This is a genomic window from Streptomyces sp. URMC 124, assembly GCF_051386455.1.
Taxonomy (GTDB): domain Bacteria; phylum Actinomycetota; class Actinomycetes; order Streptomycetales; family Streptomycetaceae; genus Streptomyces.
In genome coordinates, this window is the sequence record NZ_JBPQTS010000014.1 from 23806 (window position 1) to 46513 (window position 22708).

Genomic DNA, 22708 nt, shown 5'->3' on the forward strand with positions numbered 1-22708 from the left:
GTCCCGGGCTCGCCTCCGCCGGAAGGATCAGCAGAAGCGCCTGTCCTCCGTCAGCTCTCCCTGGGCGGTGGCCAGGGTCCGGTCGTAGCAGGTCCCCGGCCCGAGGACGCGGTAGTGCTCACGCGAGACGCCGGTGGCGTGCCGCTGGTCCCTCGGGACGTTCTGGTTGTACGCCGCGTCGCCCGTATAGGTGTCGTCCGTCAGCGACCATCCGAGCCGCTTGCCGGCACGCAGGGTGACGCTGTCGGAGCGGTCGCCCATCGTCATCACGGTCCGCAGTCGGTCGCCCGCGCCGATGGTGATGGCACCGTCCATGCTGTAAACGCGGTGCGCACGGGTCGTCGTGGCGGGTCCGTGGCCGGCCACCGTTACGTTCTCGTCGTCGGTCCAGCGGGCCCGGAGGGCGTCCTTCGACTCGCCGTCGGTCCAGCTGTGGGTGGACGCGGCGCCGACCGTGCGGCTGACGGTGGTGGTCACCCTGCCGCGCGAGGTGTCCACGTAGCCGGCGACCGTCAGGGAGTGCCCGCCGTCGGCCTTCAGCTGGTGCTCCTTGCCCGCTTCGTAGGCGACCGCGTTCGCGGGCGCACCCGCCCGGTGCGTGGTGAGGGCCCCGGTGACCTGCTTCGCTTCGGCGTCCTGCCAGACGAGGATGTTCGTTGGCGTGCTCCAGCCGCTCTGTCCCTCCGGCACACCGGCGACCGCGATCGTGATCCGGTGCGGCCTGCCGTCGTTGAGCTGCCCCGCGAAGGGCGTCAGGTCGTATTCCACCGGCCGGACGTCGAAGGCCCGCGGGCCGGGAATGACGTACCACAGGAAGGGGTTGGACCAGCCGCCCGTCCAGACGGTGGGGAAGGGCGCGGCGATCCCGGCGAGCCTGCCGTCCACGGAGACCTGGACCTCGCGGTACGGGCCGTCCTTGGCCTTGCACGAGTACGGCGCCGCGTCCGGCACGGTCAGGTACCAGAACTCCTCGCAGCCGCCGCCCGAGCCGGTCGCGTACACCTCGGCGACGATGCGCTCGCTGTTGCGCGGTGTGGTCAGCAGCCCCTCATAGGACGTACCCGTGGTGTGCGCACCGTCCAGGGTGAGCACCTTGTCCGGCGTATGTGCCGCCCCGGTACGCCCTTCGGCGGCGTAGAAGGTCAGAGTCGCCTTGACCTTGATGACGCCCGTGTAGGTCTCGTTCACCAGGTTGCCGATGAGCATCTCGACGGGCTGCTTGTCCCGGAAGGTGGCCGCGTAGCGGGTGACGTCCTTCTCGACGTGCCAGGTGATGCCCTCGGGGGAGGGTTCAGGGGTGGAGGTCCGCAGGATCTCGACCCCGCCGACCTGCAGATAGCCCAGGCGGTCGTACTGCCGTCCGGCGACGGCCCCGTCGAGCCGCAGGACGACCTTGTTCCAGCGGTCGCCGCAGCCCTTGGGCGGCACGTAAGTGCCCTTGTAGGGCGTGTAGTCGCGGAATTCCGTGTCGGCGACGGTGGCCGTGCAGGCCTTGGTGCCGGGTGTGGCCACCGGTGGCCCGGCGGTGATCGGGTCATGCCAGTCGGTGCCGAACTCGGTCGGCGGGCCCGCGGCCACGGCCGGGCCCATGCCCAGCACCAGACCGGTGGCCGCGGCGCACAGCGCGAGCAACAGTCGTCTCATGAGGCAGGAGTGAAGCGGTTCGTACTCCAGTGCGCCAGAGCCCCGTTGGCCTGATCCGGCGCCGGGGTGCGAAAACCGGTTGAATGCGGCACTCCAGTGGCGCGAACCTTTCACTTCTCCTGCCGGCCCGCCCGCACCCCTGGGATGACATGCAGATCCGCGACCTTCCGTATACCGATCCCGGCCGCCCCGACACCAGGTCGGGGCCGCGATTAATGCTCTGGCTGGGGCGGAATCAACTGGCCGGCCAGGTCAAGGCCACGGCGTGGGGCGTGGTGCACATGGCCGCCGTGGCCGCGCTGCCGGTCGCCCTCGGCATCGCCGTCCAGGCCGTGGTCGACCGCTCCGGCGCCCGGCTGGCCCTGGCGGGCGGCCTGATGGTGCTGCTGGGCTGCCTCGTGGCGCTGGGCGACACGATGCTGCACCGCACGGCCGTCACCAACTGGATCACGGCGGCGGCGCGCGTGCAGCAGCTCCTGGCCCGCAAGACGGCCGAGTTGGGCGCCACGCTGACGCGTCAGGTCGCGGCCGGCGAAGTCGTCGCGGTGTCGACGGGCGACGTCGAGAAAATCGGCTGGTTCGTGGAGGCACTGTCGCGCTTCGGCTCCGCGCTGTTCACGACGCTCGCCGTGTGCGTGGCTCTGGTGGTCTACCAGCCTGCCCTGGGCGCGGTCATCGCGCTGGCGGTGCCCGCCCTCGTCCTGGCCGTGCTCCCCCTGCTGCCGCCCGCCACGAAACGGGCCGACGAGCAGCGCGACAAGGCGGGATACGCCACGGAACTGGCCTCGGACACCGTGGCGGGGCTGCGCGTACTGCGCGGTATCGGCGGTGAAGAGCTGTTCCTGGACCGCTACCGGCGCGCCTCCCAGGAGGTGCGCCGGGCAGCTGTGCGCAGCGCCCGGATGTGGGCACTGATCGCGGCGGTGCAAGTGCTGCTGCCGGGCCTGCTGCTCATCGCGGTGGTCGGGTACGGGGTCGGGCTGGTGCAGGACGGCCGGGTGGGTGTCGGCGAACTGGTCACCGTCTACGGCCTGGTCACGTTCCTCCTCTTCCCGCTCAGGGTGTTCGAGGAGATCGCCATGGCCTATTCCTTCTCCCGGCCGTCCGCGGTCCGCGCGGCCCGTGTGCTCTCGCTGGGGCGTACCGCGCGGGCCGGTGAGGGCGAAGGCCCCGGGGAGGTGCCGTCGGGTGACCTGTACGACCCGGAGAGCGGTTTGTCGGCGCCGGCCGGCCGGCTGACCGCGGTGGTGTGCGGCGACCCGGACGCGGCCGGCCGGATGGCCGACCGGCTGGGCGGGCACGCCGCGGCGGGAGCCGAGGGCGCGCCCTCGGCGCTGCTCGGCGGCGTCGCACTGGACGGCCTGCCGCTGGAGACGGCCCGCACCGCGGTGCTCGTTCAGGACAAGGACCCGGTGCTGCTGTCCGGGACGCTCGCCGAGCTGCTGGACGTGCCCGCCTCCGGAGCCGTACCGGCCGAGGCCGCTCTGGCGGCGGCCCAGTGCGACGACGTGCTGACCGCTCTCGCGCAGGCCTGCCCGGACGCTTCCGGGGACCCCATGCGGACCCGCATCACCGAGCGGGGGCGCTCGCTGTCGGGAGGGCAGCGGCAACGGCTGGCGCTGGCCCGGTCGCTGGTGACCGACCCGCAGGTGCTGGTGCTCGACGAGCCCACGTCGGCGGTGGACTCGCACACCGAGGCCCGGATCGCCGACGGGCTGCGGGCACTGCGGCAGGACCGTACGACCGTGGTGTTCTCCTCCAGCCCGCTGCTGCTCGACCGGGCGGACCGCGTGGTGTTCGTGCAGGAGGGCCGGGCGGTGGCGGTGGGAACGCACCGCGGCCTCCTGCGTGACGACGCCGCGTACCGCGCGGTGGTCACGCGTGAGCCGGACCCCGTCGTACGGCCCGCGGGGGAACTGGACGCGGAGCTCACCGAGCTCGGCGAGAGCGAACAGATCGAGGAGTCGGCATGATCGGCGTGGCACCACCGGCGTACGACCCCGCGGCACCGGAGTCGGCGACCACTCTCCCGGTCGCGGGGCCCGCGACCGTCCGGGCCTACGTGCGCACTCTGCTCCGCAGACACCGCAATGCGTTCGTCATGCTGGTCGTGGTCAACGCCGTGGCCGTGACCGCCTCAATGGTGGGTCCCTACCTGCTGGGCGGCATGGTCGAGGACCTGGCGGCGGGTGCGCGAGAGGTTCATCTGGGGCGCACCCTCTCACTGTTCGCCGTCGCGCTCGCCGTGCAGACGGTGTTCGTGCACATGGTGCGGCTGCGCGGGTCGATGCTCGGCGAGGAGATCCTGGCGGACCTGCGCGAGGACTTCCTGGTGCGTTCGGTGGGACTGCCGCCGGGCGTCCTGGAACGGGCCGGCACCGGCGACCTGCTGTCGCGGATCACCACCGACATCGACCGGCTGGCCGAGGCCATGCGCGAGGCCGTGCCCCAGCTGGCGATCGGTTTCGTGTGGGCGGCGCTGCTGCTGGGGGCGCTGACGGTGACCGCGCCGCCGCTCGCCCTGTGCGTGCTGGTCGCGGTGCCCGTGCTCGTCATCGGCTGCCGCTGGTACTTCCGCCGGGCGCCCGGCGCCTACCGTTCGGAGGCCGCGGGGTACGCGGCGGTCGCGGCATCGCTCACGGAGACCGTCGACGCGGGGCGGACCGTCGAGGCGCACCGGCTGGGCGAGCGCCGCGTGGCGCTCTCCGACCACCGGATCGCTTCCTGGACCCAGTGGGAGCGGTACACCCTGTGGCTGCGCTCGGTCCTCTTCCCCGTGATCAACGTGACCCACTCACTGGTCTTCGGCTCGGTGCTGATCATCGGCGGGGTCTTCGTGCTCCAGGGGTGGGTCTCCGTGGGGCAGCTGACGACCGGCGCGCTGTTCGCGCAGATGCTCGTCGAGCCGGTCGGCCTGATCCTGCGTTGGTACGACGAGCTCCAGATCGCGCAGGTGTCGCTCGCCCGGCTGGTGGGGGTCCGCGAGATCGGCGCGGAGGGCGCGGACGACGGCCGCGAGCCCGAGGGCCGGGAGGTGCGGGCGGACGAGGTGCGGTTCGGCTACCTGGAGGGCAACGACGTCCTGCACGGCGTCTCCCTGGCGGTCCCGCCGGGGAGCCGGGTGGCGCTGGTGGGGCCGTCGGGCGCGGGGAAGTCGACACTGGGCCGGCTGCTGGCCGGGATCTACGCACCGCGCTCGGGTGCGGTGACGCTGGGCGGCGCGGAGCTCGCACGGATGCCGGCGGAACGGGTGCGCCGCCACGTGGCCCTGGTCAACCAGGAGCACCACGTCTTTGTCGGGTCCCTGCGCGACAACCTGCTGCTGGCGCGGCCCGGGGCCGGGGACGACGAGCTGTGGTCGGCCCTGGCGGCGGTGGACGCCGCCGACTGGGCGCGTGCGCTCGAGGGCGAGCTGGACACGGAGGTGGGCTCGGGCGGGCTCGCGCTCACCCCGGCCCAGGCACAGCAGATCGCACTGGCCCGGCTCGTCCTGGCGGATCCGCACACGCTGGTGCTGGACGAGGCGACCTCCCTGCTGGACCCGCGCGCCGCCCGGCACCTGGAGCGTTCGCTGGCGACGGTGCTGGAGGGACGCACCGTGGTGGCCATCGCGCACCGGCTGCACACGGCCCATGACGCGGATGTCATCGCGGTGGCGGAGGACGGCCGGATCTCCGAGCTGGGCAGCCATGACGAGCTGGTGGCGGCGGAAGGTACGTACGCGGCCCTGTGGCGCTCCTGGCACCGGTAGCCGCGGTGGGCACGGGAGCGACGCCCCCGGCACCCCGGGGTCAGATGAACTCCAGGGCGCCCAGTCCGCCCAGGCCGCCGAGCACCAGGAACGCGGGCATGAGGACCTTGAGCTCCACCCAGCTGCCCGCCCGGAAGCGCATGGCCTTCGGCGGCCCGACCGGATACCAGCGCTTGCGGCCGACGGGTATGGGCCACAGGATCGGGCAGCCGGAGACGGTGAGCGCGTCGCCGATGTCGTGCACCAGGGCGCCCAGGACGATCGGCAGGCCCAGCCACAGGTACTCCTGGCCGGGGTCGGAGAAGAGCCAGTCGGCTCCGTTGCCCGGCTCGTTCAGGACGCCGGCCAGTATCCAGGCGCTGGTGGCGCCGAGGAGCCAGACGAGGACGTCGCTGGAGGTGCGGGCCGCGCGCCACAGGAGACCTTCGACGGCGAGCACCAGGTGGACGAAGAGGATGCCGAGCACGGCCCAGCGGCCGCCGGTCATGGCCAGCGCCGAGGCCCCGCCACCTATCAGGACGGCCCAGAGCCAGGTGTGGGTGAGGGTGCGGTGACCGCCGTTGCGACGGGGGTCACCCTGGCCGCGGGTGGCCTTGTAGACCGAGTGCGAGAGCTTGTCGATGACGCCGCACAGCACGCGCGATATCGGGCCGAAGGCCCGCGATATCGTCGCCGACTTGTGGTCGAGGTCGGGGGCGAGGGCCGCTCCGGCGCAGATCAGGGCACCGACGACGAGCACCGGCCACGGCATCGGATGACCGGCGGCGGCCACCGCGGCCCCCACCCCCAGCCAGGCGGCCGCTCCCGAGAGCGAGTGCGCCGGTCCCATCATGGTCGATTCCCCTCCTCGTGCCGGCCGGCCCCGGCTTTTCTGACGCGGGGTCGGCGACTCAGCGTAGCGCCCGGATGATCACCATTCGACCGGCCGGTTCCCTGATCCGGTCCGGGGCCAGGCAGTATGGAGGGGTGACCCTTATCGATCAGATGCCGAGCCATGCCGACCCCGATGCCCTTTTCGAAGCCTTCTCGACCTGGGCCGAGGAGCGGGGCATCTCGCTGTACCCCGCGCAGGAGGAGGCGCTGATCGAGGTGGTCTCCGGGGCGAACGTGATCCTTTCGACGCCCACGGGTTCCGGCAAGAGCCTGGTCGCGGCCGGAGCGCACTTCACCGCGCTCGCCAACGACCAGGTGACCTTCTACACCGCGCCCATCAAGGCGCTGGTGTCGGAGAAGTTCTTCGACCTGTGCAAGATCTTCGGCACGGAGAACGTCGGCATGCTCACGGGCGACGCCTCGGTCAACGCCGACGCGCCCGTCATCTGCTGCACCGCCGAGGTGCTCGCCTCCATCGCGCTGCGCGACGGCAAGGACGCCGACATCGGCCAGGTCGTGATGGACGAGTTCCACTTCTATGCGGAGCCGGACCGCGGCTGGGCGTGGCAGATCCCGCTGCTGGAGCTGCCCCAGGCGCAGTTCATCCTGATGTCGGCCACTCTGGGCGATATGTCCCGGTTCGAGGAGGACCTGACCCGGCGCACGGGCCGCCCCACGGCCGTCGTCCGCTCGGCGACCCGCCCCGTGCCGCTCTCCTACGAGTACCGCGCGACGCCTCTGACCGACACCCTCACCGAGCTGCTGCAGACGCAGCAGTCCCCGGTCTACATCGTGCACTTCACCCAGGCCGCGGCCGTGGAGCGGGCACAGGCGCTGATGAGCATCAACATGTGCTCGCGCGAGGAGAAGGACGAGATCGCCAAGCTCATCGGCAACTTCCGCTTCACCACCAAGTTCGGCCGGAACCTCTCGCGCTACGTGCGGCACGGCATCGGCGTGCACCACGCGGGCATGCTGCCCAAGTACCGCCGGCTCGTGGAGCGGCTCGCCCAGGCGGGGCTGCTGAAGGTCATCTGCGGCACGGACACCCTCGGCGTCGGCGTCAACGTGCCGATCCGCACCGTGCTGTTCACCGCCCTGACCAAGTACGACGGCCAGCGGGTGCGCACGCTGCGGGCCCGGGAGTTCCACCAGATCGCGGGCCGGGCCGGGCGGGCCGGATTCGACACGGCCGGGTTCGTCGTCGCCCAGGCTCCCGACCACGTCGTCGAGAACGAGAAGGCCCTCGCCAAGGCCGGTGACGACCCCAAGAAGCGGCGCAAGGTCGTCCGCAAGAAGGCTCCCGAGGGCTTCGTCAACTGGAACGAGAACACCTTCGAGAAGCTCATCGCCTCCGAGCCGGAGCAGCTCACCTCCCGCTTCCGGGTCACCCACGCGATGCTGCTGGCGGTCATCGCCCGCCCGGGCAACGCCTTCGAGGCGATGCGCCGCCTGCTGGAGGACAACCACGAGCCGCGCCGGAACCAGCTGCGGCACATCCGCCGCGCCATCGCGATCTACCGCTCCCTGCTGGACGGCGGCGTGGTCGAGCGGCTCGACGAGCCCGACGCCGAGGGCCGGATCGTGCGCCTGACCGTGGACCTGCAGTCGGACTTCGCGCTCAACCAGCCGCTGTCGACCTTTGCGCTGGCCTCCTTCGAGCTGCTGGACCCGGAGTCGCCCTCCTACGCCCTGGACATGGTCTCGGTGGTGGAGTCGACGCTGGACGACCCGCGGCAGATCCTCGCGGCGCAGCAGAACAAGGCGCGCGGCGAGGCGGTCGCCGTGATGAAGGCGGACGGCGTCGAGTACGAGGACCGCATGGAGCGGCTCATGGACGTCACCTACCCCAAGCCGCTGGAAGAGCTGCTGACGCACGCCTACAACCTCTACCGCAAGAGCCACCCGTGGGTCGGCGACCACCCGCTGTCGCCGAAGTCGGTCATCCGCGACATGTACGAGCGGGCCATGACCTTCACGGAGTTCACCTCCCACTACGACCTGGCGCGGACCGAGGGCATCGTCCTGCGCTACCTCGCCGGTGCGTACAAGGCCCTGGACCACACCGTCCCCGACGACCTGAAGTCGGAGGACTTCGAGGACCTGATCGCCTGGCTCGGGGAGATGGTGCGCCAGGTCGACTCCAGCCTGCTGGACGAGTGGGAGCAGCTGGCCAACCCCGAGGAGGAGACGGCCGAGCAGGCGCAGGACCGCGCCGACCAGGTCAAGCCGGTCACGGCGAACGCCCGCGCCTTCCGGGTCCTCGTGCGCAACGCCCTCTTCCGCAGGGTCGAGCTGGCCGCCCTCGACAAGGTGGACGAGCTCGGCGAGATGGACGCCGAGTCCGGCTGGGACGAGGACCGCTGGGCCGAGGCCATGGACGCGTACTGGGACGAGTACGACGACCTGGGCACCGGGCCCGACGCCCGCGGCCCGAAGCTGCTGCGGATCGAGGAGAAGCCGCAGGACGGCCTGTGGCGGGTGCGCCAGACCTTCGCGGACCCCAGCGGGGACCACGACTGGGGCATCACCGCTGAGGTGGACCTCACCGCCTCCGACGAGGAGGGCCGCGCGGTGGTCCGCGTCGTGGACGTCGGTCAGCTGTAGCCTCCGAGGCACGGCCCACGCGTCGGGCCCCGGCGGCGAAGGAGGCCCGATGACCACACCGACCGACCGTCTGGTGGGTCTGCTCGACCTGGAGCGGATCGACCTGAACATCTTCCGGGGCCGCAGTCCCGACGAGTCGCTGCAGCGCGTCTTCGGCGGGCAGGTGGCCGGGCAGGCACTGGTCGCGGCCGGGCGGACCACCGACGGCGACCGCCCGGTCCACTCGCTGCACGCGTACTTCCTGCGCCCCGGGCGGCCCGGGGTGCCGATCGTGTACCAGGTGGAGCGGGTGCGCGACGGCCGCTCCTTCACCACGCGGCGCGTGGTGGCCGTCCAGCAGGGCCGCACGATCTTCAACCTCACCGCCTCCTTCCACGAACCCGAGCCGGGCTTCGAACACCAGGTGCCCATGCCGGACGTGCCGGCGCCCGAGGAACTGCCCCGGCTCGCCGACGAGATCCGCGACCGCCTCGGTGAGCTGCCCAGCGCCCTGCGCCACATGGAGCGCCGACTGGCCTTCGACATCCGCTACGTGGACCGGCTCCGCTGGACCCCGCAGGAGCTGGCGGGCACCGAGCCGCGCAGCGCGGTGTGGATGCGCGCGCTGGGGCCGCTGGGCGACGACCCGCTCGTGCACACCTGCGCCCTCACGTACGCGAGCGACATGACGCTCCTCGATGCCGTGCGCATCCCGGTGGAGCCCCTGTGGGGGCCGCGCGGCTTCGACATGGCCTCGCTGGACCACGCGATGTGGTTCCACCGGCCCTTCCAGGCGGACGAGTGGTTCCTCTACCAGCAGGAGTCGCCCATCGCAACGGGCGCCCGGGGCCTGGCCCGCGGTCAGATCTTCGACCGCGAGGGGCGCCTGCTGGTGTCGGTGATGCAGGAGGGACTCTTCCGCAAGGTGGGCTGACCACCCGGGGCCCGGTCCGGCCGGGCATCAGGCCACGCGCCGCAGCCGGCGCAGCCAGGCCCGCAGCCCGGCCGGAGCCTCCTCCGGCTCCTGCCCGGCCCGCGGAGGAATCACCTGCTCCGTCCCCTTCGGCTCCGGCTCCGGCTCCGGCTCCGGCACACGATCCGGTGGCCCGTCTCCCCCCGCACCTCCGCCCGGCTCCTGCACGACAGGCGCGAGCGCATGCCCCACGGGCCCGGGAGCCGACCGGACAGCCCGGGCGGCGGACAAAGCCAGGGCGAGCCGCTCCCGGTGGCGCCCGATCTCATCGGCGCCGGCGGCGAGCGTCACCCTCTCGATGACTTCCCGCGCCGCCTCGGAGTCCGTGCGGATCCCGGCGAGGTCCGGGCGCAGCGAGCTGACGTACGCCCGCTCGTACGGATCGGGCACGGCATCCGCCAGCTGGTCGGAGGCGAGCACAGCCGCGACGGCCGCCGCCCGCTCCCAGGGGTCCGCCGCCTGTCCGGTCAGCTGGTCGAGCCGGCGGGCCCGCCAGCTCCGCGCCCGCTGGTCGTCACGCCCCTCCAGCTCCAGGCGGAGTGCGGCAGGCGTGCGTCCCGTGAGGAGCTCGGGGTTGGCGTCGGCGAACTCCACGAGGTCGGCGGCCAGATAGCGCCAGACCACCGCGCGGTACCGGTTGACGTAGAACGCCACCGGGGCGAAGCAGCCCCCTTTGGCAAGGCGTGCGAAGCGAGCGGGGCTCACCCCCATCAGCTGGGCGGCCTCGGCCGTGCCCACCGCCCACAGGCGGTTGCGCAGCGATCCGGGGAAGCCCTCGCCGGAGCGATGCCGCTCGATCTCCTCCCGCGCGACCCGTGGTCTGCCGCCGGGCGCGGACACCGTCCGCACGTGGCCCAGCTGCACGGCCAGCTCGAATTCGCGTGGCCTGAGGCCCAGCTCCCGCGCAGCCCTCCCACACGCCACCGTGGCCGTCGCGCTCCGCTCCCGGCATTCCTGCACCGCCATGGAACTCTCCCCCGTCATCGCTCGATCACTGCCCGATCACTGACAGTGACGACGATAGCGATGGAGTGCGACAGGCCGCCCGCCCTGTGGATAACTCTCGCTCGGAGGACTCCGCGTCGCGCTTCGCCCCGGTCCCGCCCCCCTCGCGCCCTACTGCCTGGCCTCGACGCCCAAGTGCTCGCCGACGCGGTTGACCAGCAGCGTCATCTCGTAGCCGATCTGGCCGATGTCGGCCTCCGCTCCCCCGAGTACGCACAGACAGCTGCCGTCGCCCGCCGCCGTCACGAACAGCACGCCTTCGTCGAACTCGACCATCGTCTGCCGCACCCGGCCCGCCCGGAACTGACGGCCCGTTCCCTTCGCGAGGCTGTGCAGCCCCGACGCGACCGCGGCCAGGTGCTCGGCGTCCTCCCGCTGCAGGCTCGTGCTGGCCCCCGTCACCAGCCCGTCGTTGGAGAGCACCAGTGCGTGACGTATGTGCTCGATGCGCTCGGTCAGGTCGTCCAGCATCCAGTCGAGCCCCTTGCCGACTGTCATGTCCCGCCTCCCCGTTCCGCTGTTCCCCGTAACTGCCGTGCCAGCCTTGCTCACCGGCGTGCCGTCGGCAACCCGTCCCGGCCCGTCGGCACGGGTCCGTGCGCAAGTTGGCACATGATGGGGACATGGCACAGCAAACGACCAAGGAGCAGTGGCGGGATCCCGCCCACGTACAGGAGTTCTTCACCGAGCGGGCGGGCGACTGGGACGCCCGCTTCCCCGATGACGGGCCCGCCTACGAGGCCGCCGTCGCCGATCTCGGGCTGGGCCGCGGCGACGTCGTCCTGGACGCGGGATGCGGTACCGGCCGGGCGCTTCCGGCCCTGCGCGCCGCGGTCGGGCCGCGGGGCGTCGTGCTCGGCGCGGACCTCACGCCCGCGATGCTGGACGCCGCCGTGCGGGCGGGCCGGCAGCACGACGGGCGGCTGCTCCTGGCCGACGTCACCAGGCTGCCCCTGCGGGACGGTTCGGTCGACGCCGTCTTCGCGGCGGGCCTCATCTCGCACTTGGCGGACCTGGTGGCCGGGCTGCGCGAGCTGGCCCGCGTCGTGCGGCCCGGCGGGCGGCTCGCGCTCTTCCACCCCGTCGGCCGTGCCGCGCTCGCCGCCCGTCACGGACGTCAGGTGACGCCCGACGACGAGCGCGCCGAGCCCAACCTGCGCCCCCTGCTGGCGCGCGGCGGCTGGCACCTCGACTCGTACACGGACGAGGACACCCGGTTCCTGGCACTCGCGAGCCGGACGGACCGGCCGGGGCCGGGGCCGGACACAGTGCTCCACGGCTGACACACCGCGGCACGCGGCTGACACGTCACCCACACCAGCAGGCCGGGAAGCCGGCCAAGACTGCAGGAGGGTCGAAAAGCAGAGGATCAGGAAGGCAGGAGAGACCGTGCGGCCACCGCTTCGACGAAAGCGGCGGGGTTGTCGAACATCATGTTGTGTCCGGCACCGGGCACGGTCTCCACGGTCACCCCGGAGGCCTCCAGTTCCTCGCGCCCGTGCAGCTCTCCGCTGAGCTCCCCCATCAGGTACGTCCGCGGAATGGTCATGTCCAGCAGCATGCGACGCATGGTCGGCCGGGTCCCGCGCACCAGGCCGATCGCGCTGCGGTGCAGGGCGGTCGGGTCGGCGAGCCGCATCGTCGCGCGCCACAGGGGTCCCACCCGCTGCAGGGTGTCGGTGAACCCCCCGCCGTGGACGAACCCCTCCTCCGTGTAGGAGGCGATGCCACTGCTGCCGGCCGTCCGGGGCGGGTCCGGGTCGAGGTTGGCCTCGGCGAGGACCAGTCGCGAGACCAGCTCGGGCCGCCGCGCGGCCAGCACGATGGCGACCGATCCCCCCATGCTGTGGCCCACGACCTCGGCCCCCTTGACCCCGGCCGAGTGCAGGGCGGCCGCCACCGCGTCGGCGTGCTCCTCGAGCGTGTAACCGAAGTCCAGGGGACGGTCGCTGATGCCGTGTCCCGGCAGGTCGACAAAGAGTGAGCGCCGGTCGGACAGCGCTGCGGCGGCGGCGATGTGCGCGTGGTAGACGGCCGAGGCCGATCCCAGGCCGTGGAGGTAGACCCGCGCGGGGCCGCCTCCGGAAGCCTCGGTCCATCGCACACAGGCCCCCGTGGATCCGAACTCCGCCTGTCGCATGCCCAATCTCCCCTCCAGCGATTCCGTACTGGATCATCACCATACATCGATCTCGATGTACTGCCATAGCGATGTACACCGGCCGTCGGGTTGAATACCGCCATGCTTGAACTCGCCATCCTCGGATTCCTCTACGACGCTTCGCTGCACGGCTACGAGCTGCGCAAGCGCATCGCTGCGCTCACCGGGCACGTCAAGCCCGTGGCGGAGGGCTCGCTGTATCCGGCGATCAAGCGCCTGGAGTCGGCGGGGCTGCTCGCCCGGGAGACCCGGCCGGGGTCCGGAGCCGCCCCGCGGCACGTCCTCTCCCTGACGGCGCACGGCCGCGCGGAGCTGAGACACCGGCTCGCGCAGCCGGCCGACAACGACATCACGGACGAGAACCGCTGGTTCACGGTGCTCGCGTTCCTGCGTCACCTGGGGGAGCCGGCGGGTCAGGCCGCCGTCCTGGAACGGCGGCTCGCGTTCCTCCAGAAGCCGGCCAGCTTCTTCTACGCCGGCGACCGGCCGCTGTGCGCCGAGGAGATCGAGGACCCCTTCCGGCGTGGGGTGCTCACCATCGCCCGCGCCACCAGCCGCGCGGAGCTGGCCTGGCTGCGCGAGACGATCGGCTCACTCCGCGGCGCCTGAGGCGGCCTGCCCGTGCGGCACCGGGCAGGCGCCCGGCCGCGCGCCCCGCCGGACGGCCGGGAACGTGCCCAGCTCTGCGACCGCGTAGCCGTTCGGATAGCCCTTGATCTCGGGGTTCTGGCGCACGAAGTGCGGGGTGCGGCGCGGCGGGAGGAGGCGTACGGCCTTGGCGCGCGTCCGCAGGGCGCCCCGGACCAGGGCGCGGGTGGCGGGATGCGGCTGGTCGTAGCGGAACGTCCGCAGCAGGGAGTCGTCCAGCAGGGCCCGGCTCGCACCGCGCACGAGCGGGGCGAGCGGCCGCGGATACCAGGAGGCCATCAGGTCGAGCGTGGCGTCGGCCACGCGCCGGCCGCCCTCGTCCCAGCCGAAGTGCCGGGCCTCGTAGTCGTCCATGCAGCGCTCGAACTCCGTGTAGGACCCCGGGATATCCCGGATGCCCATGTGCTCGCCGAGGGTGCGGTAGTACGCCGCGATCGCATGCCGCTCGTGCCCGCAGAAGCGGCGCCAGCCGTACGCGTCGACCCACCTTCCCGGGATGACGACGAAGGTGCACAGGACGTAGCGCATGTCGTCGTTGCTGATGTCATAGCTGCGGTGCATCTGGTTGATTCGGCGGATCGCCGTCCGGCCGCTCTCGCTATCGAACCCGTGCTCCACGACGGCGTCGAGCAGGAGGGCGGTGTCGTCGTACCGCTTCTGCGTGCGGTCGCAGAACTCGCCCGTGTCGGCCAGGAGACGGCCGATGCCGGGCACTGCATAGGTCCTGTAAAGGGCGAGCTCCAAGGCGCGCGTGATGTCCCAGGGGAACTCCAGGGTCGCCATCATCCGGTAGATCTTGAAGAAGTCCCGCTCGGGGTCCATCCCCCGGATCTCCTTGAGCCGGTCATAGCGCTTCACTCGGCGGTCGCCCCTTCGTTCGTCGGAGGTTCAACTCTACGGGTGGCGGGCACACTTGAACGACCACGGCCGGACGGCTCGCGGAGGCAGGTGACGATCGGTGTTCGACAAGCTCCGCAAGCGCATCGAGGAGGCCTGGCAGCTGCCGGAGCCCCCGCCGCCCGCCGGGCGGCAGCCCAATCTCTTCGAGGCCGCAGCCTCCTACGTGGCGGCGTGCGCCGAGGACGACCACGACAGAAGCGCCGAGGCGGCCCGCTGGGTCTCCCCCGAAGCGCTCTGCTTCGGGGTGAACGAGCTCGCGTGCCGGGCGGTGATCGCACTCGCCCGTGAGCACGACGAGACGCCCCAGCACGTGGCGCGCAAACTGCTGGGCCTGCCCGCCGCCTGAGGCGCACGCGCCTCGCGCACGCACATACGCGCGCGGGGCGCCTTCCTACGCCTCCCCCGGCTGCCGGTCGTCGCATTCCGCTGGGTTGTTGTTCCCGAAGCCGTCACCTCGAAGGCGGCCCCCGCCGCCGTAACCTCGGCGCCCTGGCCGCGGCTTTCGGCCTCGCCGCCACTTCCCTCGGCCTGTGGGCCTCGGACTCCACCGCCGCAACGGCAGTGCCCACCCCGGACCACGTCGTGGTCGTCGTCTTCGAGAACCACGCCTACGGGCAGGTCATGGGCAGCTCCAGCGCCCCCTACATCAATTCCCTCGCCGCGGGCGGGGCCAGCCTGACCGCGTCGTACGCCGAGACGCACCCCAGCCAGCCCAATTACTACGCCCTGTTCTCCGGGGACACCCAGGGCGTCACCGACGACAGCTGCGTCACTCCGGGCTTCAGCGACGAGCCCAACCTCGCCTCCGAACTGGTGGCCAAGGGCAGGAGTTGGGCCAGCTACAACGAATCGCTGCCTTCCGAGGGGTCCACCACGTGCAAGAGCGGCAAGTACGCGCAGAAGCACAACCCGTGGTTCGGCTTCAGCAACGTACCCACCAGCACGGCGCACACGATGGGCGCCTTCCCCTCCGACTACACCGCGCTGCCGACCGTCTCCTTCGTCGTGCCGAACCTCTGCAGTGACATGCACGACTGCTCCGTGGGCACCGGTGACACCTGGCTGAAGAACAACCTCAAGGGCTACGCGGACTGGGCCAAGTCCCACAACAGCCTCCTCCTCATCACCTTCGACGAGGACAACAGGCTCAGCGGCAACCGCATCCCGACCGTGGTCTACGGACAGCCCGTCAAGGCCGGCTCCACCTCCGGTACCACCTACAACCACTACGACGTCCTGCGCACCATCGAGGACATGTACGGCACCGGGCATGCCGGGAACGCAGCGGACGCCAAGGACATCACCGGCATCTGGAACAGCTGACCGTGTACCTCGCGGACCGCCGCACCACCCCGGACGTCCCCGACACCGCCGGCCGGGCCCCCTCCCCCGGCCGGCGGGCCGCCGTCCCCGCGACCGTGCTCACCCTGGGCACCGTCAGCCTCGTCACGGACGTCTCCTCGGAGATGGTCACCGCCGTCCTGCCGCTCTACCTCGTGGCCGAACTCGGGCTCTCCCCTCTCGGCTTCGGCCTGCTGGACGGCATCCACAACGGCGTCAGCGCCCTCGTACGACTGGTCGGCGGGAGGTTCGCCGACCGCGGCCCGGGCGGTCACAAGGCCGTGGCCGCCGTCGGATACGGCCTGTCCGCCCTGTGCAAGCCTCTGCTGCTCGCCGTGCACAGCGTGCCCCTGATCGGCGCGGTGCTCGCAGCCGACCGCACGGGCAAGGGCCTGCGCACCGCACCCCGCGACGCCATGATCTCCCTGGCCTGCGCACCGGCCGTCCGGGGCAGGGCCTTCGGCGTGCACCGCGCGATGGACACCGCGGGCGCACTGATCGGTCCCCTGATCGCCTTCCTCATCCTGCGGGCGGCGGCCGGCGGATACGACGCCGTGTTCACCGTGAGCGGCTGCGTGGCCGTCTTCGGCGTACTGGTCCTCCTGCTCTTCGTGCCCGGCCGTGCTGCCTCCGGCGGGCACCGCACAGCCGCCGCCAGGGCGCCCCTGCGAGCCGTCGCGCGGCGCCCGGAGGTCCGCCGGCTGACCGTCTGCGCGGCGCTGCTGGGGCTGACCACCGTCAGCGACTCGTTCCTGTACCTCACGCTGCAGCGCCGGCTGGACCTGCCCGAGGCCTGGTTCCCGCTCCTGCCGCTGGGGACGGCCACCGCCTTCCTCCTGCTGGCCGTCCCCCTGGGAGCCGTCGCCGACCGCTTCGGCCGCCGGAGGCTGTTCCTCTGCGGCCACCTCGCGCTCCTGGGCGCCTACGGCCTGCTCGTGGCCCCGCTCGGCGACTCGCCCGTCCTGCTGGGCGCGGTCCTCGCCCTGCACGGCAGCTTCTACGCGTCCACGGACGGGGTGCTGGCCGCCGCCACCGCCGACGCCGTTCCCGAGTCCGTCCGCGGCACCGGGCTCGCCGTCGTACAGACCGGGCAGGCCGCCGCCCGCTTCGCCTGCTCGATCGCCTTCGGGGCGGCCTGGACGGCGTGGGGCGACCGCACGGCGCTGGAGGCGGCAGCGGCCGGTCTCGCCGTCTCGGCCACCGCCAGCGCCCTGCTGCTGCGCCCCGCGAAACCCCGGTCCGCGGACGGCCCCGCGGCGCCCGTCCGCTGAACCGCGACGCCGAACCACGAGGACTGCCCTGATGAACCGCAAGAACCGTCTCCTGATCCTCCTCACGGCCGTGCTGGTCCTGGGTGGTGTCGCGCTGGCCGCCACGCTGCACGCCGCCGGGCGGGCCGCCGAGAAGGACCGGGCGCGGCCCGGCGGCCCGCGGGTCGGCCGCGGCGAGGTCATTCTGGACGCACCGGGCAGGAGCGTCTTCCGGAACATGGCCTGGGGCCCGCACCGCGACGAGATCGCCTCGGTGCCGGCCGCCGACCCGACGGGGGCCCGCACCTCGTCCGGGGTGCACTGCCTGCGCTTCCACTCGGCCGGCGGGACGGGAATCTGCCTGCAGGCAGTGCACGGCAAGCTCCGGGACGGCTACCGGGCCGTCGTCCTGGACGCCCGGCTGCGCGAGCTGCGCCGCTACGACCTGGCCGGCGTGCCGACCCGGGCCCGCGTCTCCCCCAGCGGACGTTCCGCCGCCTGGACCGTCTTCGTCAGCGGGGACTCGTACGCGGGGACGAACTTCTCCACCCGCACCTCCGTGGTGGACCTGGACAGCTGGACGCTGGACCGCAACCTGGAGGACTACCGGTTCTTCCTGGACGGCCGCCTCCACAAGGCGGCGGACCTCAACGTCTGGGGCGTCACCTTCTCCGACGACACGCACTTCTACGCGACCGTGGCCACGGGCGGGCACACGTACCTCGTGCGCGGTGACCGCACCGACCGGACGCTGCGCTCCCTGCACGCCAACGTCGAGTGCCCGTCCCTGTCCCCCGACGGGACGCGCATCGCCTACAAGAAGCGCGTCGAGGGCGCGCCCGACGACGCGCCCTGGCGGCTGTACGTCCTGGAGCTGCGCACCCTGCGCGAGACGGCGACGGCCGAGCGGCGCAACATCGACGACCAGGCGGTGTGGCGGGACGGGCACACCCTCGTCTACGCGCTGCCCGGCGACTACGGGTCGGATCTGTGGTCCGTGCCGGCGGACGGATCCGGCAGCCCGCGGCTGACGATGCCCGCGGCGCTGGCCCCGGCCTTCACCGGCTGACCCCGGCCCGTAAGCCTTTACGTCTTCTGCGTCCTCCGCAGCCTCTGCGTCCTCTGCGTCCTCGGCGTCCTCGGCGTGCTCAGCGCCCCAGCTCCTTGCGCGAGACCCGGCGCAGCCTCTTGCGCTGCGAGGAGTCCAGCAGAAGATACGCGCCGACCGGCACACCGACCATCACCAGCAGTGCGGCCCAGAAGGGCAGCAGCCACAGCAGGATGACTCCGACCGCCACGCCTCCGACGGCGACCTTGGTCCTGTTGCTCATGTCCCTGCCTCCTTCGCGACGGCTGCCGCTCTGTCCGTGAGAACGCCCGGCGGCTGCGCCTGGTTCCTCGCTCGTTTTGGCTCATCCTGTCCGCAGGGGGGCGCCCACCGCGTGCATGTGGTGCAGCGCCTCGCGGTACGAGTCGACGATTCCAGTCTCCGTGTACGGGAGCCCCGACGCGCGGCAGTGCGCGCGGACCAGCGGCCGGGCCAGGCGCAGGTGGGGCCGCGGCATGTTCGGGAAGAGGTGGTGCTCGATCTGGTAGTTCAGCCCGCCCATGAGCCAGTCGGTGACGGGGCCCCCGCGCACGTTGCGCGAGGTGAGCACCTGGCGGCGGAGGTGGCCCCAGCGCGGGCCGTCCGGGTCCGGCATCTCCATGCCCTTGTGGTTGGGGGCGAAGACCATGCCGAGGTGGAGGCCGAAGAGGGCGTGGTGGACGAAGGCGAAGGCGAGGGCCTTGCCCGGGGACATCGCGGACAGCAGCAGGGTCGCGTAGCCGGCGGCGTGGAGGGCCAGGAGCACGGCTTCCGTCCGCCGCTCGGCCGGGGTGCGCCGTTTGAGGTCGCGCACGCTCGAGATCTTCAGGTTGATGCCTTCGAGCAGGAGCATCGGGAAGAAGAGGCGGGCCTGGTTGCGGGTGAGCCACCGCGTGAAGCCCTGTCGCTGCGCGGCCTGGTGCCGGGTCCAGACGAGCGCCCCGACACCGACGTCGGGGTCCTTGTCGACGTGGTTGGGGTTGGCGTGGTGGCGGTTGTGCTTGTCGTTCCACCATCCGTAGCTCATACCCAGCAGCAGGTCCGCGTGGACGAGGCCGATCAGCCGGCCGGTGCGCCGGGTGCCTGCTATCTGGGCGTGCCCGCTGTCGTGCCCGACGAAGGCGGTGCGGGCCCAGAACAGGGCGGCGGGGGCGGCCAGCAGGACGGTCCGCCAGGAGTCGCCGCTGAGCACGATCCCGGCGGCCGTGGCGGCGAGCGCGAGGAGGTTCACGGCGATGCTGCGCGCGTACCAGCCTCTGCGGCGTTCGAGGAGGCCCTGTCCCCGGACCTGGCGGAGGAGCGGGGCAAAGTCACTGCCTGCGGCGGGTTCCGCGAGCAGAGTGGCGGCTTGGGGCATGGGGTCTCCGGACGGTCGGCAGGCAGGCTGGGCTGACCTCACCGAACGTACGGACGGGGGCCGGTCCGGGGCCATGGAGTCACCACCCGGTTCCTGCTGGGGCAAGCCCCCGTGACGCCCGGGGGGTTGAGCGCACCCCGGCTCCTGTGTGTGGCGCGGCTCACTCTGCGGAGGCCTTCGTCCGGAGCGCGCGTCCTGTACCCTCGGGCGCCCGGACCCCGACTAGTCAAATTTGAGGAATGCGCAGCGCTGTGACACCGCCCTCTGCCGCAACACCCTCCGAAATCGCCCGGCTCGCCCGCTGCTCGGCCGTCTTCCTCCCCGGAGACCCCGCGCGCACCGGCCGGGTGGCCTTCTGGCTCCCGGACGAGGAACCGCCCGCCTCCCCCGGCGGCGTCCAGGAGCTGACCATCACCGTCCCGGACGGCACCGACGTCACCACCACGACCGTGCGGGCCGCCGTGCTGCCCGTACGCGACGCCCTGCCCGTCCTCACCCGCGCCCGGGCCGCCCGGGCCGACGAGGCGGCCGCCTTCTGGGGTGCCGCAGCCGTGCTCGCCCTGCAGCTGGCGGCGCGTGGGCGCCTGCTGCCCGGACTGTCGGAGACCGATCACGACGCGTGGCGGGTCGGCCCGCTCACCGCCGACGACCTCGGCCGGGTGCGCGAGCTGGCCGCGGCGATGCCGCCCGCGGCGCACGCCGTGCCGCTCCCGGGCCCCGGGCCCCTGCTGCTGCCGGAGCCGGAGCTGCTCGTGCGCTCCTTCCTGGACGCCGTCGCCGACGGGCTGCCTCGCTCGCCCGCAGCGGCCCTCGCCGCCGGCGGCCCCGCCTTCGCCGCGCCCGAACCGCGCCGCCTGCCCGAGCAGCGCGCGTGGGCCGCCGACGTCGCCGCGGGCCACGACGCGGGTGTACGGCTCTCGCTGCGCGTCGAGGTGCTGGGAGCCCTGGCGGATGAGGACGCGGCCCCCCGCTTCCGGGCCGTGCTCCAGCTGCACAGCCTCTCCGACCCCGCGCTGGTCGCCGACGCCGCCGAGGTCTGGTCCGGAGAGTCGTCCGCGGCCGCCGCGCTCGGCCGGGACGCACGGATGAAGGCTCTCCTCGCGCTGCGCAGGGCCGCCCGCGCCTGGCAGCCCCTCACGCCGCTGCTCTCCGCCGCGGTCCCCGATGCCGTCGACCTCGCCGACGAGGAAATCGGCGAGCTGCTGGGGCCGGCCTCCGTGGCGCTGGACGCGACCGGGGTCGAGGTGCACTGGCCCAAGGAACTCGTCCGCAACTTCACCGCGCGGGCCGAAGTCGGGCCCCCGGAGGGCGACGGCACGGAGCCGGACCACGAGCGGTCCGGCATGCCCTCGCTGCTCTCGGCCGACGCGCTGCTCACCTTCAGCTGGCGCTTCGCCGTCGGCGGCCTGGAGCTGACGCAGGCCGAGCTGGACCGGCTCGCAGAAGCGGGCCGCCCCGCCGTGCGCCTGCGCGACCAGTGGGTGCTCGTCGACCCCGGTGCGGTGCGCCGCGCCCGTGAGCGGCAGGACCGCAAGCTCACGCCGGTCGAGGCTCTGGGTGCGGCCCTGACCGGCCGTTCGCCCGTGGAGGAGGGCGACGAGGACGGCCCCCAAGCCGACGTCCGGGCCACCGGCTGGCTCGCGGCGCTCCGCGACCGCATCGCCGACCCCGAGCGGTCCCGCGAGCCCGTCCCCCAGCCCGCCGCCCTCGCCGCCACCTTGCGCGACTACCAGCTGCGCGGCCTGGACTGGCTGCACCGGATGACCTCCCTCGGCCTCGGCGGCTGCCTGGCCGACGACATGGGCCTGGGCAAAACCATCACTCTCATCTCGCTCCACTTGCACCGGCAGACGCTGCCCGGGGCCGCCGGCCCCACGCTGGTGGTCTGCCCGGCGTCCCTGATGGGCAACTGGCAGCGGGAGGTCGAACGATTCGCCCCCGGCACCCCCGTACGCCGCTTCCACGGCCCGGCACGGACCCTGGAGGGGGTGTCCGACGGGGAGTTCGTCCTGACGACGTACGGCACCATGCGGCTCGACGCCCGGCGGCTGGCCGCGACCACCTGGGGCCTGGTCGTCGCGGACGAGGCCCAGCACGTCAAGAACCCGTACTCCGACACCGCGAAGCAGCTGCGCACCATCGGCGCGAAGGCGCGCGTCGCCCTGTCCGGCACGCCGGTGGAGAACAACCTCTCCGAGCTGTGGGCGATCCTCGACTGGACGACACCCGGGCTGCTCGGCCCGCTGAGCCGGTTCCGCAAACGCTATGCGCAGGCCGTCGAAGGCGGCGCGGACCCCGCCGCGGCCGAGCGCCTCGCGGCGCTGGTCCGCCCGTTCCTGCTGCGCCGCCGCAAGTCCGACCCCGGCATCGCGCCGGAGCTGCCGCCGAAGACCGAGACCGACTGCGCGGTCACGCTCACCAAGGAACAGGCGGGCCTGTACGAGGCCGTGGTGCGGGAGATCCTCGCCGAGATCGAGGGCGCGGACGGCTTCGAACGGCGCGGCCTGATCGTCAAGCTCCTGACCGGCCTGAAGCAGATCTGCAACCACCCGGCGCAGTTCCTCAAGGAGAAGTCCCCGAAGATCGCCGGCCGCTCGGGCAAGGTCGAGCTCCTGGACGAGCTGCTCGACACCATCCTCGCCGAGGGCGCGAGCGTGCTGGTGTTCACGCAGTACGTGGCGACCGCCCGCCTCCTGGAGCAGCACCTGGGCGCGCGCGGCGTCCCCACGCAGCTCCTGCACGGCGGGACGCCCGTCCCGCGCCGCGAGGAGATGGTGCGCCGCTTCCAGGACGGCGAGGTGCCCGTCTTCCTGCTGTCGCTCAAGGCCGCCGGCACGGGCCTGAACCTCACGCGGGCCGGGCACGTCGTGCACTTCGACCGGTGGTGGAACCCGGCCGTCGAGGCGCAGGCGACCGACCGCGCGTACCGGATCGGCCAGACGCAGCCGGTGCAGGTACACCGGTTCGTCACCGAGGGCACGGTCGAGGACCGCATCGCCGAGATGCTCACCCGCAAGCAGGCCCTCGCAGACGCCGTCCTCGGCACGGCCGACGCGGCCGTGACCGAACTGACCGACGCCGAGCTGGCGGATCTCGTCGCACTGAGGGGGAACGGACGTTGAGTCACGCCAA

19 protein-coding genes are annotated in these 22708 nt (G+C 72.6%); 11 read left to right on the top strand and 8 right to left on the bottom strand.

Translation table 11 applies throughout. The annotated features are described in order from the left end of the window. Positions 1-27: 27 nt before the first annotated feature. The gene (locus ACSNOG_RS04760; protein ID WP_436751241.1) at positions 28-1644 is read right to left on the bottom strand and encodes a peptide-N4-asparagine amidase; all 1617 of its coding nucleotides are present in this window, start codon (positions 1642-1644) and stop codon (positions 28-30) included. Positions 1645-1793: 149 nt separating this feature from the next. Between ACSNOG_RS04760 and ACSNOG_RS04765 the strand changes: the two genes are divergently transcribed. Beyond that, positions 1794-3617: an ABC transporter transmembrane domain-containing protein gene (locus tag ACSNOG_RS04765; protein ID WP_436751242.1), complete on the top strand. Its 1824-nt coding sequence runs from the start codon at positions 1794-1796 to the stop codon at positions 3615-3617. Continuing rightward, positions 3614-5395 (top strand): ABC transporter ATP-binding protein, encoded by a 1782-nt coding sequence (locus ACSNOG_RS04770; RefSeq protein WP_436751243.1) that lies wholly within the window; start codon positions 3614-3616, stop codon positions 5393-5395. The genes ACSNOG_RS04765 and ACSNOG_RS04770 overlap by 4 nt, the downstream gene beginning before the upstream one ends. A 40-nt stretch (positions 5396-5435) precedes the next feature. Here ACSNOG_RS04770 and ACSNOG_RS04775 read toward each other — a convergent pair whose 3' ends face one another. Then, positions 5436-6227 (bottom strand): metal-dependent hydrolase, encoded by a 792-nt coding sequence (locus tag ACSNOG_RS04775; protein WP_436751244.1) that lies wholly within the window; start codon positions 6225-6227, stop codon positions 5436-5438. 134 nt (positions 6228-6361) lie between these two features. Here ACSNOG_RS04775 and ACSNOG_RS04780 point away from each other — a divergent pair, with 134 nt between their 5' ends. Together ACSNOG_RS04780 and ACSNOG_RS04785 are read left to right on the top strand one after the other, a co-directional pair. Next, positions 6362-8875, top strand: coding sequence for a DEAD/DEAH box helicase (locus tag ACSNOG_RS04780; RefSeq protein ID WP_436751245.1), 2514 nt, complete (start codon positions 6362-6364; stop codon positions 8873-8875). 49 nt (positions 8876-8924) lie between these two features. Then, positions 8925-9788 (top strand): acyl-CoA thioesterase, encoded by an 864-nt coding sequence (locus ACSNOG_RS04785; RefSeq protein ID WP_436751246.1) that lies wholly within the window; start codon positions 8925-8927, stop codon positions 9786-9788. 27 nt (positions 9789-9815) lie between these two features. On the opposite strand, the gene ACSNOG_RS04790 is transcribed toward ACSNOG_RS04785, so the two are convergent. Next, positions 9816-10793 (bottom strand): DUF6397 family protein, encoded by a 978-nt coding sequence (locus tag ACSNOG_RS04790; RefSeq protein ID WP_436751247.1) that lies wholly within the window; start codon positions 10791-10793, stop codon positions 9816-9818. A gap of 150 nt (positions 10794-10943) precedes the next feature. Then, the gene (locus ACSNOG_RS04795) at positions 10944-11330 is read right to left on the bottom strand and encodes a roadblock/LC7 domain-containing protein (RefSeq protein ID WP_436751248.1); all 387 of its coding nucleotides are present in this window, start codon (positions 11328-11330) and stop codon (positions 10944-10946) included. 125 nt (positions 11331-11455) lie between these two features. On the opposite strand from ACSNOG_RS04795, the gene ACSNOG_RS04800 reads away from it, so the two are divergent. After that, positions 11456-12115 (top strand): class I SAM-dependent methyltransferase, encoded by a 660-nt coding sequence (locus tag ACSNOG_RS04800; RefSeq protein WP_436751249.1) that lies wholly within the window; start codon positions 11456-11458, stop codon positions 12113-12115. 86 nt (positions 12116-12201) lie between these two features. On the opposite strand, the gene ACSNOG_RS04805 is transcribed toward ACSNOG_RS04800, so the two are convergent. Continuing rightward, positions 12202-12972 (bottom strand): alpha/beta fold hydrolase, encoded by a 771-nt coding sequence (locus tag ACSNOG_RS04805; RefSeq protein WP_436751250.1) that lies wholly within the window; start codon positions 12970-12972, stop codon positions 12202-12204. Positions 12973-13074: 102 nt separating this feature from the next. Here ACSNOG_RS04805 and ACSNOG_RS04810 point away from each other — a divergent pair, with 102 nt between their 5' ends. Continuing rightward, positions 13075-13602, top strand: a complete 528-nt coding sequence (locus tag ACSNOG_RS04810) for a PadR family transcriptional regulator (protein ID WP_436751251.1) — start codon at positions 13075-13077, stop codon at positions 13600-13602. Here ACSNOG_RS04810 and ACSNOG_RS04815 read toward each other — a convergent pair. Then, positions 13585-14499 (bottom strand): oxygenase MpaB family protein, encoded by a 915-nt coding sequence (locus tag ACSNOG_RS04815; protein ID WP_436751252.1) that lies wholly within the window; start codon positions 14497-14499, stop codon positions 13585-13587. The two genes, ACSNOG_RS04810 and ACSNOG_RS04815, sit on opposite strands and share 18 nt — an antisense overlap. Positions 14500-14623: 124 nt before the next feature. Here ACSNOG_RS04815 and ACSNOG_RS04820 point away from each other — a divergent pair, with 124 nt between their 5' ends. The 4 genes from ACSNOG_RS04820 (at position 14624) to ACSNOG_RS04835 (ending at position 18201) form a co-directional block, all read left to right on the top strand. Further along, positions 14624-14887, top strand: a complete 264-nt coding sequence (locus ACSNOG_RS04820; RefSeq protein WP_436751271.1) for a hypothetical protein — start codon at positions 14624-14626, stop codon at positions 14885-14887. Between the two features lie 215 nt (positions 14888-15102). Then, a complete protein-coding gene (locus tag ACSNOG_RS04825) occupies positions 15103-15864 on the top strand; it encodes an alkaline phosphatase family protein (RefSeq protein WP_436751253.1) in 762 nt (253 codons plus the stop codon). A 2-nt stretch (positions 15865-15866) separates the two neighbouring features. Continuing rightward, positions 15867-17153: an MFS transporter gene (locus ACSNOG_RS04830; RefSeq protein ID WP_436751254.1), complete on the top strand. Its 1287-nt coding sequence runs from the start codon at positions 15867-15869 to the stop codon at positions 17151-17153. A gap of 31 nt (positions 17154-17184) precedes the next feature. Then, complete coding sequence (locus ACSNOG_RS04835; protein WP_436751255.1) at positions 17185-18201, top strand: TolB family protein; 1017 nt, start codon at positions 17185-17187, stop codon at positions 18199-18201. Between the two features lie 79 nt (positions 18202-18280). Here the strand turns inward: ACSNOG_RS04835 and ACSNOG_RS04840 are convergent, their stop codons facing one another. Continuing rightward, positions 18281-18463: a hypothetical protein gene (locus tag ACSNOG_RS04840; protein WP_058042796.1), complete on the bottom strand. Its 183-nt coding sequence runs from the start codon at positions 18461-18463 to the stop codon at positions 18281-18283. Between the two features lie 81 nt (positions 18464-18544). Next, positions 18545-19576 carry a fatty acid desaturase family protein gene (locus ACSNOG_RS04845; RefSeq protein ID WP_436751256.1) on the bottom strand — a complete coding sequence of 344 codons (1032 nt, stop codon included), beginning with the start codon at positions 19574-19576 and terminating at the stop codon, positions 18545-18547. A 239-nt stretch (positions 19577-19815) separates the two neighbouring features. Between ACSNOG_RS04845 and ACSNOG_RS04850 the strand changes: the two genes are divergently transcribed. Then, positions 19816-22698, top strand: a complete 2883-nt coding sequence (locus tag ACSNOG_RS04850; RefSeq protein WP_436751257.1) for a DEAD/DEAH box helicase — start codon at positions 19816-19818, stop codon at positions 22696-22698. Positions 22699-22708 lie beyond the last annotated feature (10 nt).

What these genes read in the sequence shown, in the direction of transcription:
- ACSNOG_RS04840 (WP_058042796.1), bottom strand. Translation starts at nt 18,463, where the DNA reads ATGAGCAACAGGACCAAGGTCGCCGTCGGAGGCGTGGCGGTCGGAGTC.
- ACSNOG_RS04805 (WP_436751250.1), bottom strand. Translation starts at nt 12,972, where the DNA reads ATGCGACAGGCGGAGTTCGGATCCACGGGGGCCTGTGTGCGATGGACC.
- ACSNOG_RS04790 (WP_436751247.1), bottom strand. Translation starts at nt 10,793, where the DNA reads ATGGCGGTGCAGGAATGCCGGGAGCGGAGCGCGACGGCCACGGTGGCG.
- ACSNOG_RS04775 (WP_436751244.1), bottom strand. Translation starts at nt 6,227, where the DNA reads ATGATGGGACCGGCGCACTCGCTCTCGGGAGCGGCCGCCTGGCTGGGG.
- ACSNOG_RS04770 (WP_436751243.1), top strand. Translation starts at nt 3,614, where the DNA reads ATGATCGGCGTGGCACCACCGGCGTACGACCCCGCGGCACCGGAGTCG.
- ACSNOG_RS04850 (WP_436751257.1), top strand. Translation starts at nt 19,816, where the DNA reads ATGCGCAGCGCTGTGACACCGCCCTCTGCCGCAACACCCTCCGAAATC.
- ACSNOG_RS04785 (WP_436751246.1), top strand. Translation starts at nt 8,925, where the DNA reads ATGACCACACCGACCGACCGTCTGGTGGGTCTGCTCGACCTGGAGCGG.
- ACSNOG_RS04835 (WP_436751255.1), top strand. Translation starts at nt 17,185, where the DNA reads ATGAACCGCAAGAACCGTCTCCTGATCCTCCTCACGGCCGTGCTGGTC.
- ACSNOG_RS04810 (WP_436751251.1), top strand. Translation starts at nt 13,075, where the DNA reads ATGCTTGAACTCGCCATCCTCGGATTCCTCTACGACGCTTCGCTGCAC.
- ACSNOG_RS04760 (WP_436751241.1), bottom strand. Translation starts at nt 1,644, where the DNA reads ATGAGACGACTGTTGCTCGCGCTGTGCGCCGCGGCCACCGGTCTGGTG.
- ACSNOG_RS04845 (WP_436751256.1), bottom strand. Translation starts at nt 19,576, where the DNA reads ATGCCCCAAGCCGCCACTCTGCTCGCGGAACCCGCCGCAGGCAGTGAC.
- ACSNOG_RS04765 (WP_436751242.1), top strand. Translation starts at nt 1,794, where the DNA reads ATGCAGATCCGCGACCTTCCGTATACCGATCCCGGCCGCCCCGACACC.
- ACSNOG_RS04800 (WP_436751249.1), top strand. Translation starts at nt 11,456, where the DNA reads ATGGCACAGCAAACGACCAAGGAGCAGTGGCGGGATCCCGCCCACGTA.
- ACSNOG_RS04795 (WP_436751248.1), bottom strand. Translation starts at nt 11,330, where the DNA reads ATGACAGTCGGCAAGGGGCTCGACTGGATGCTGGACGACCTGACCGAG.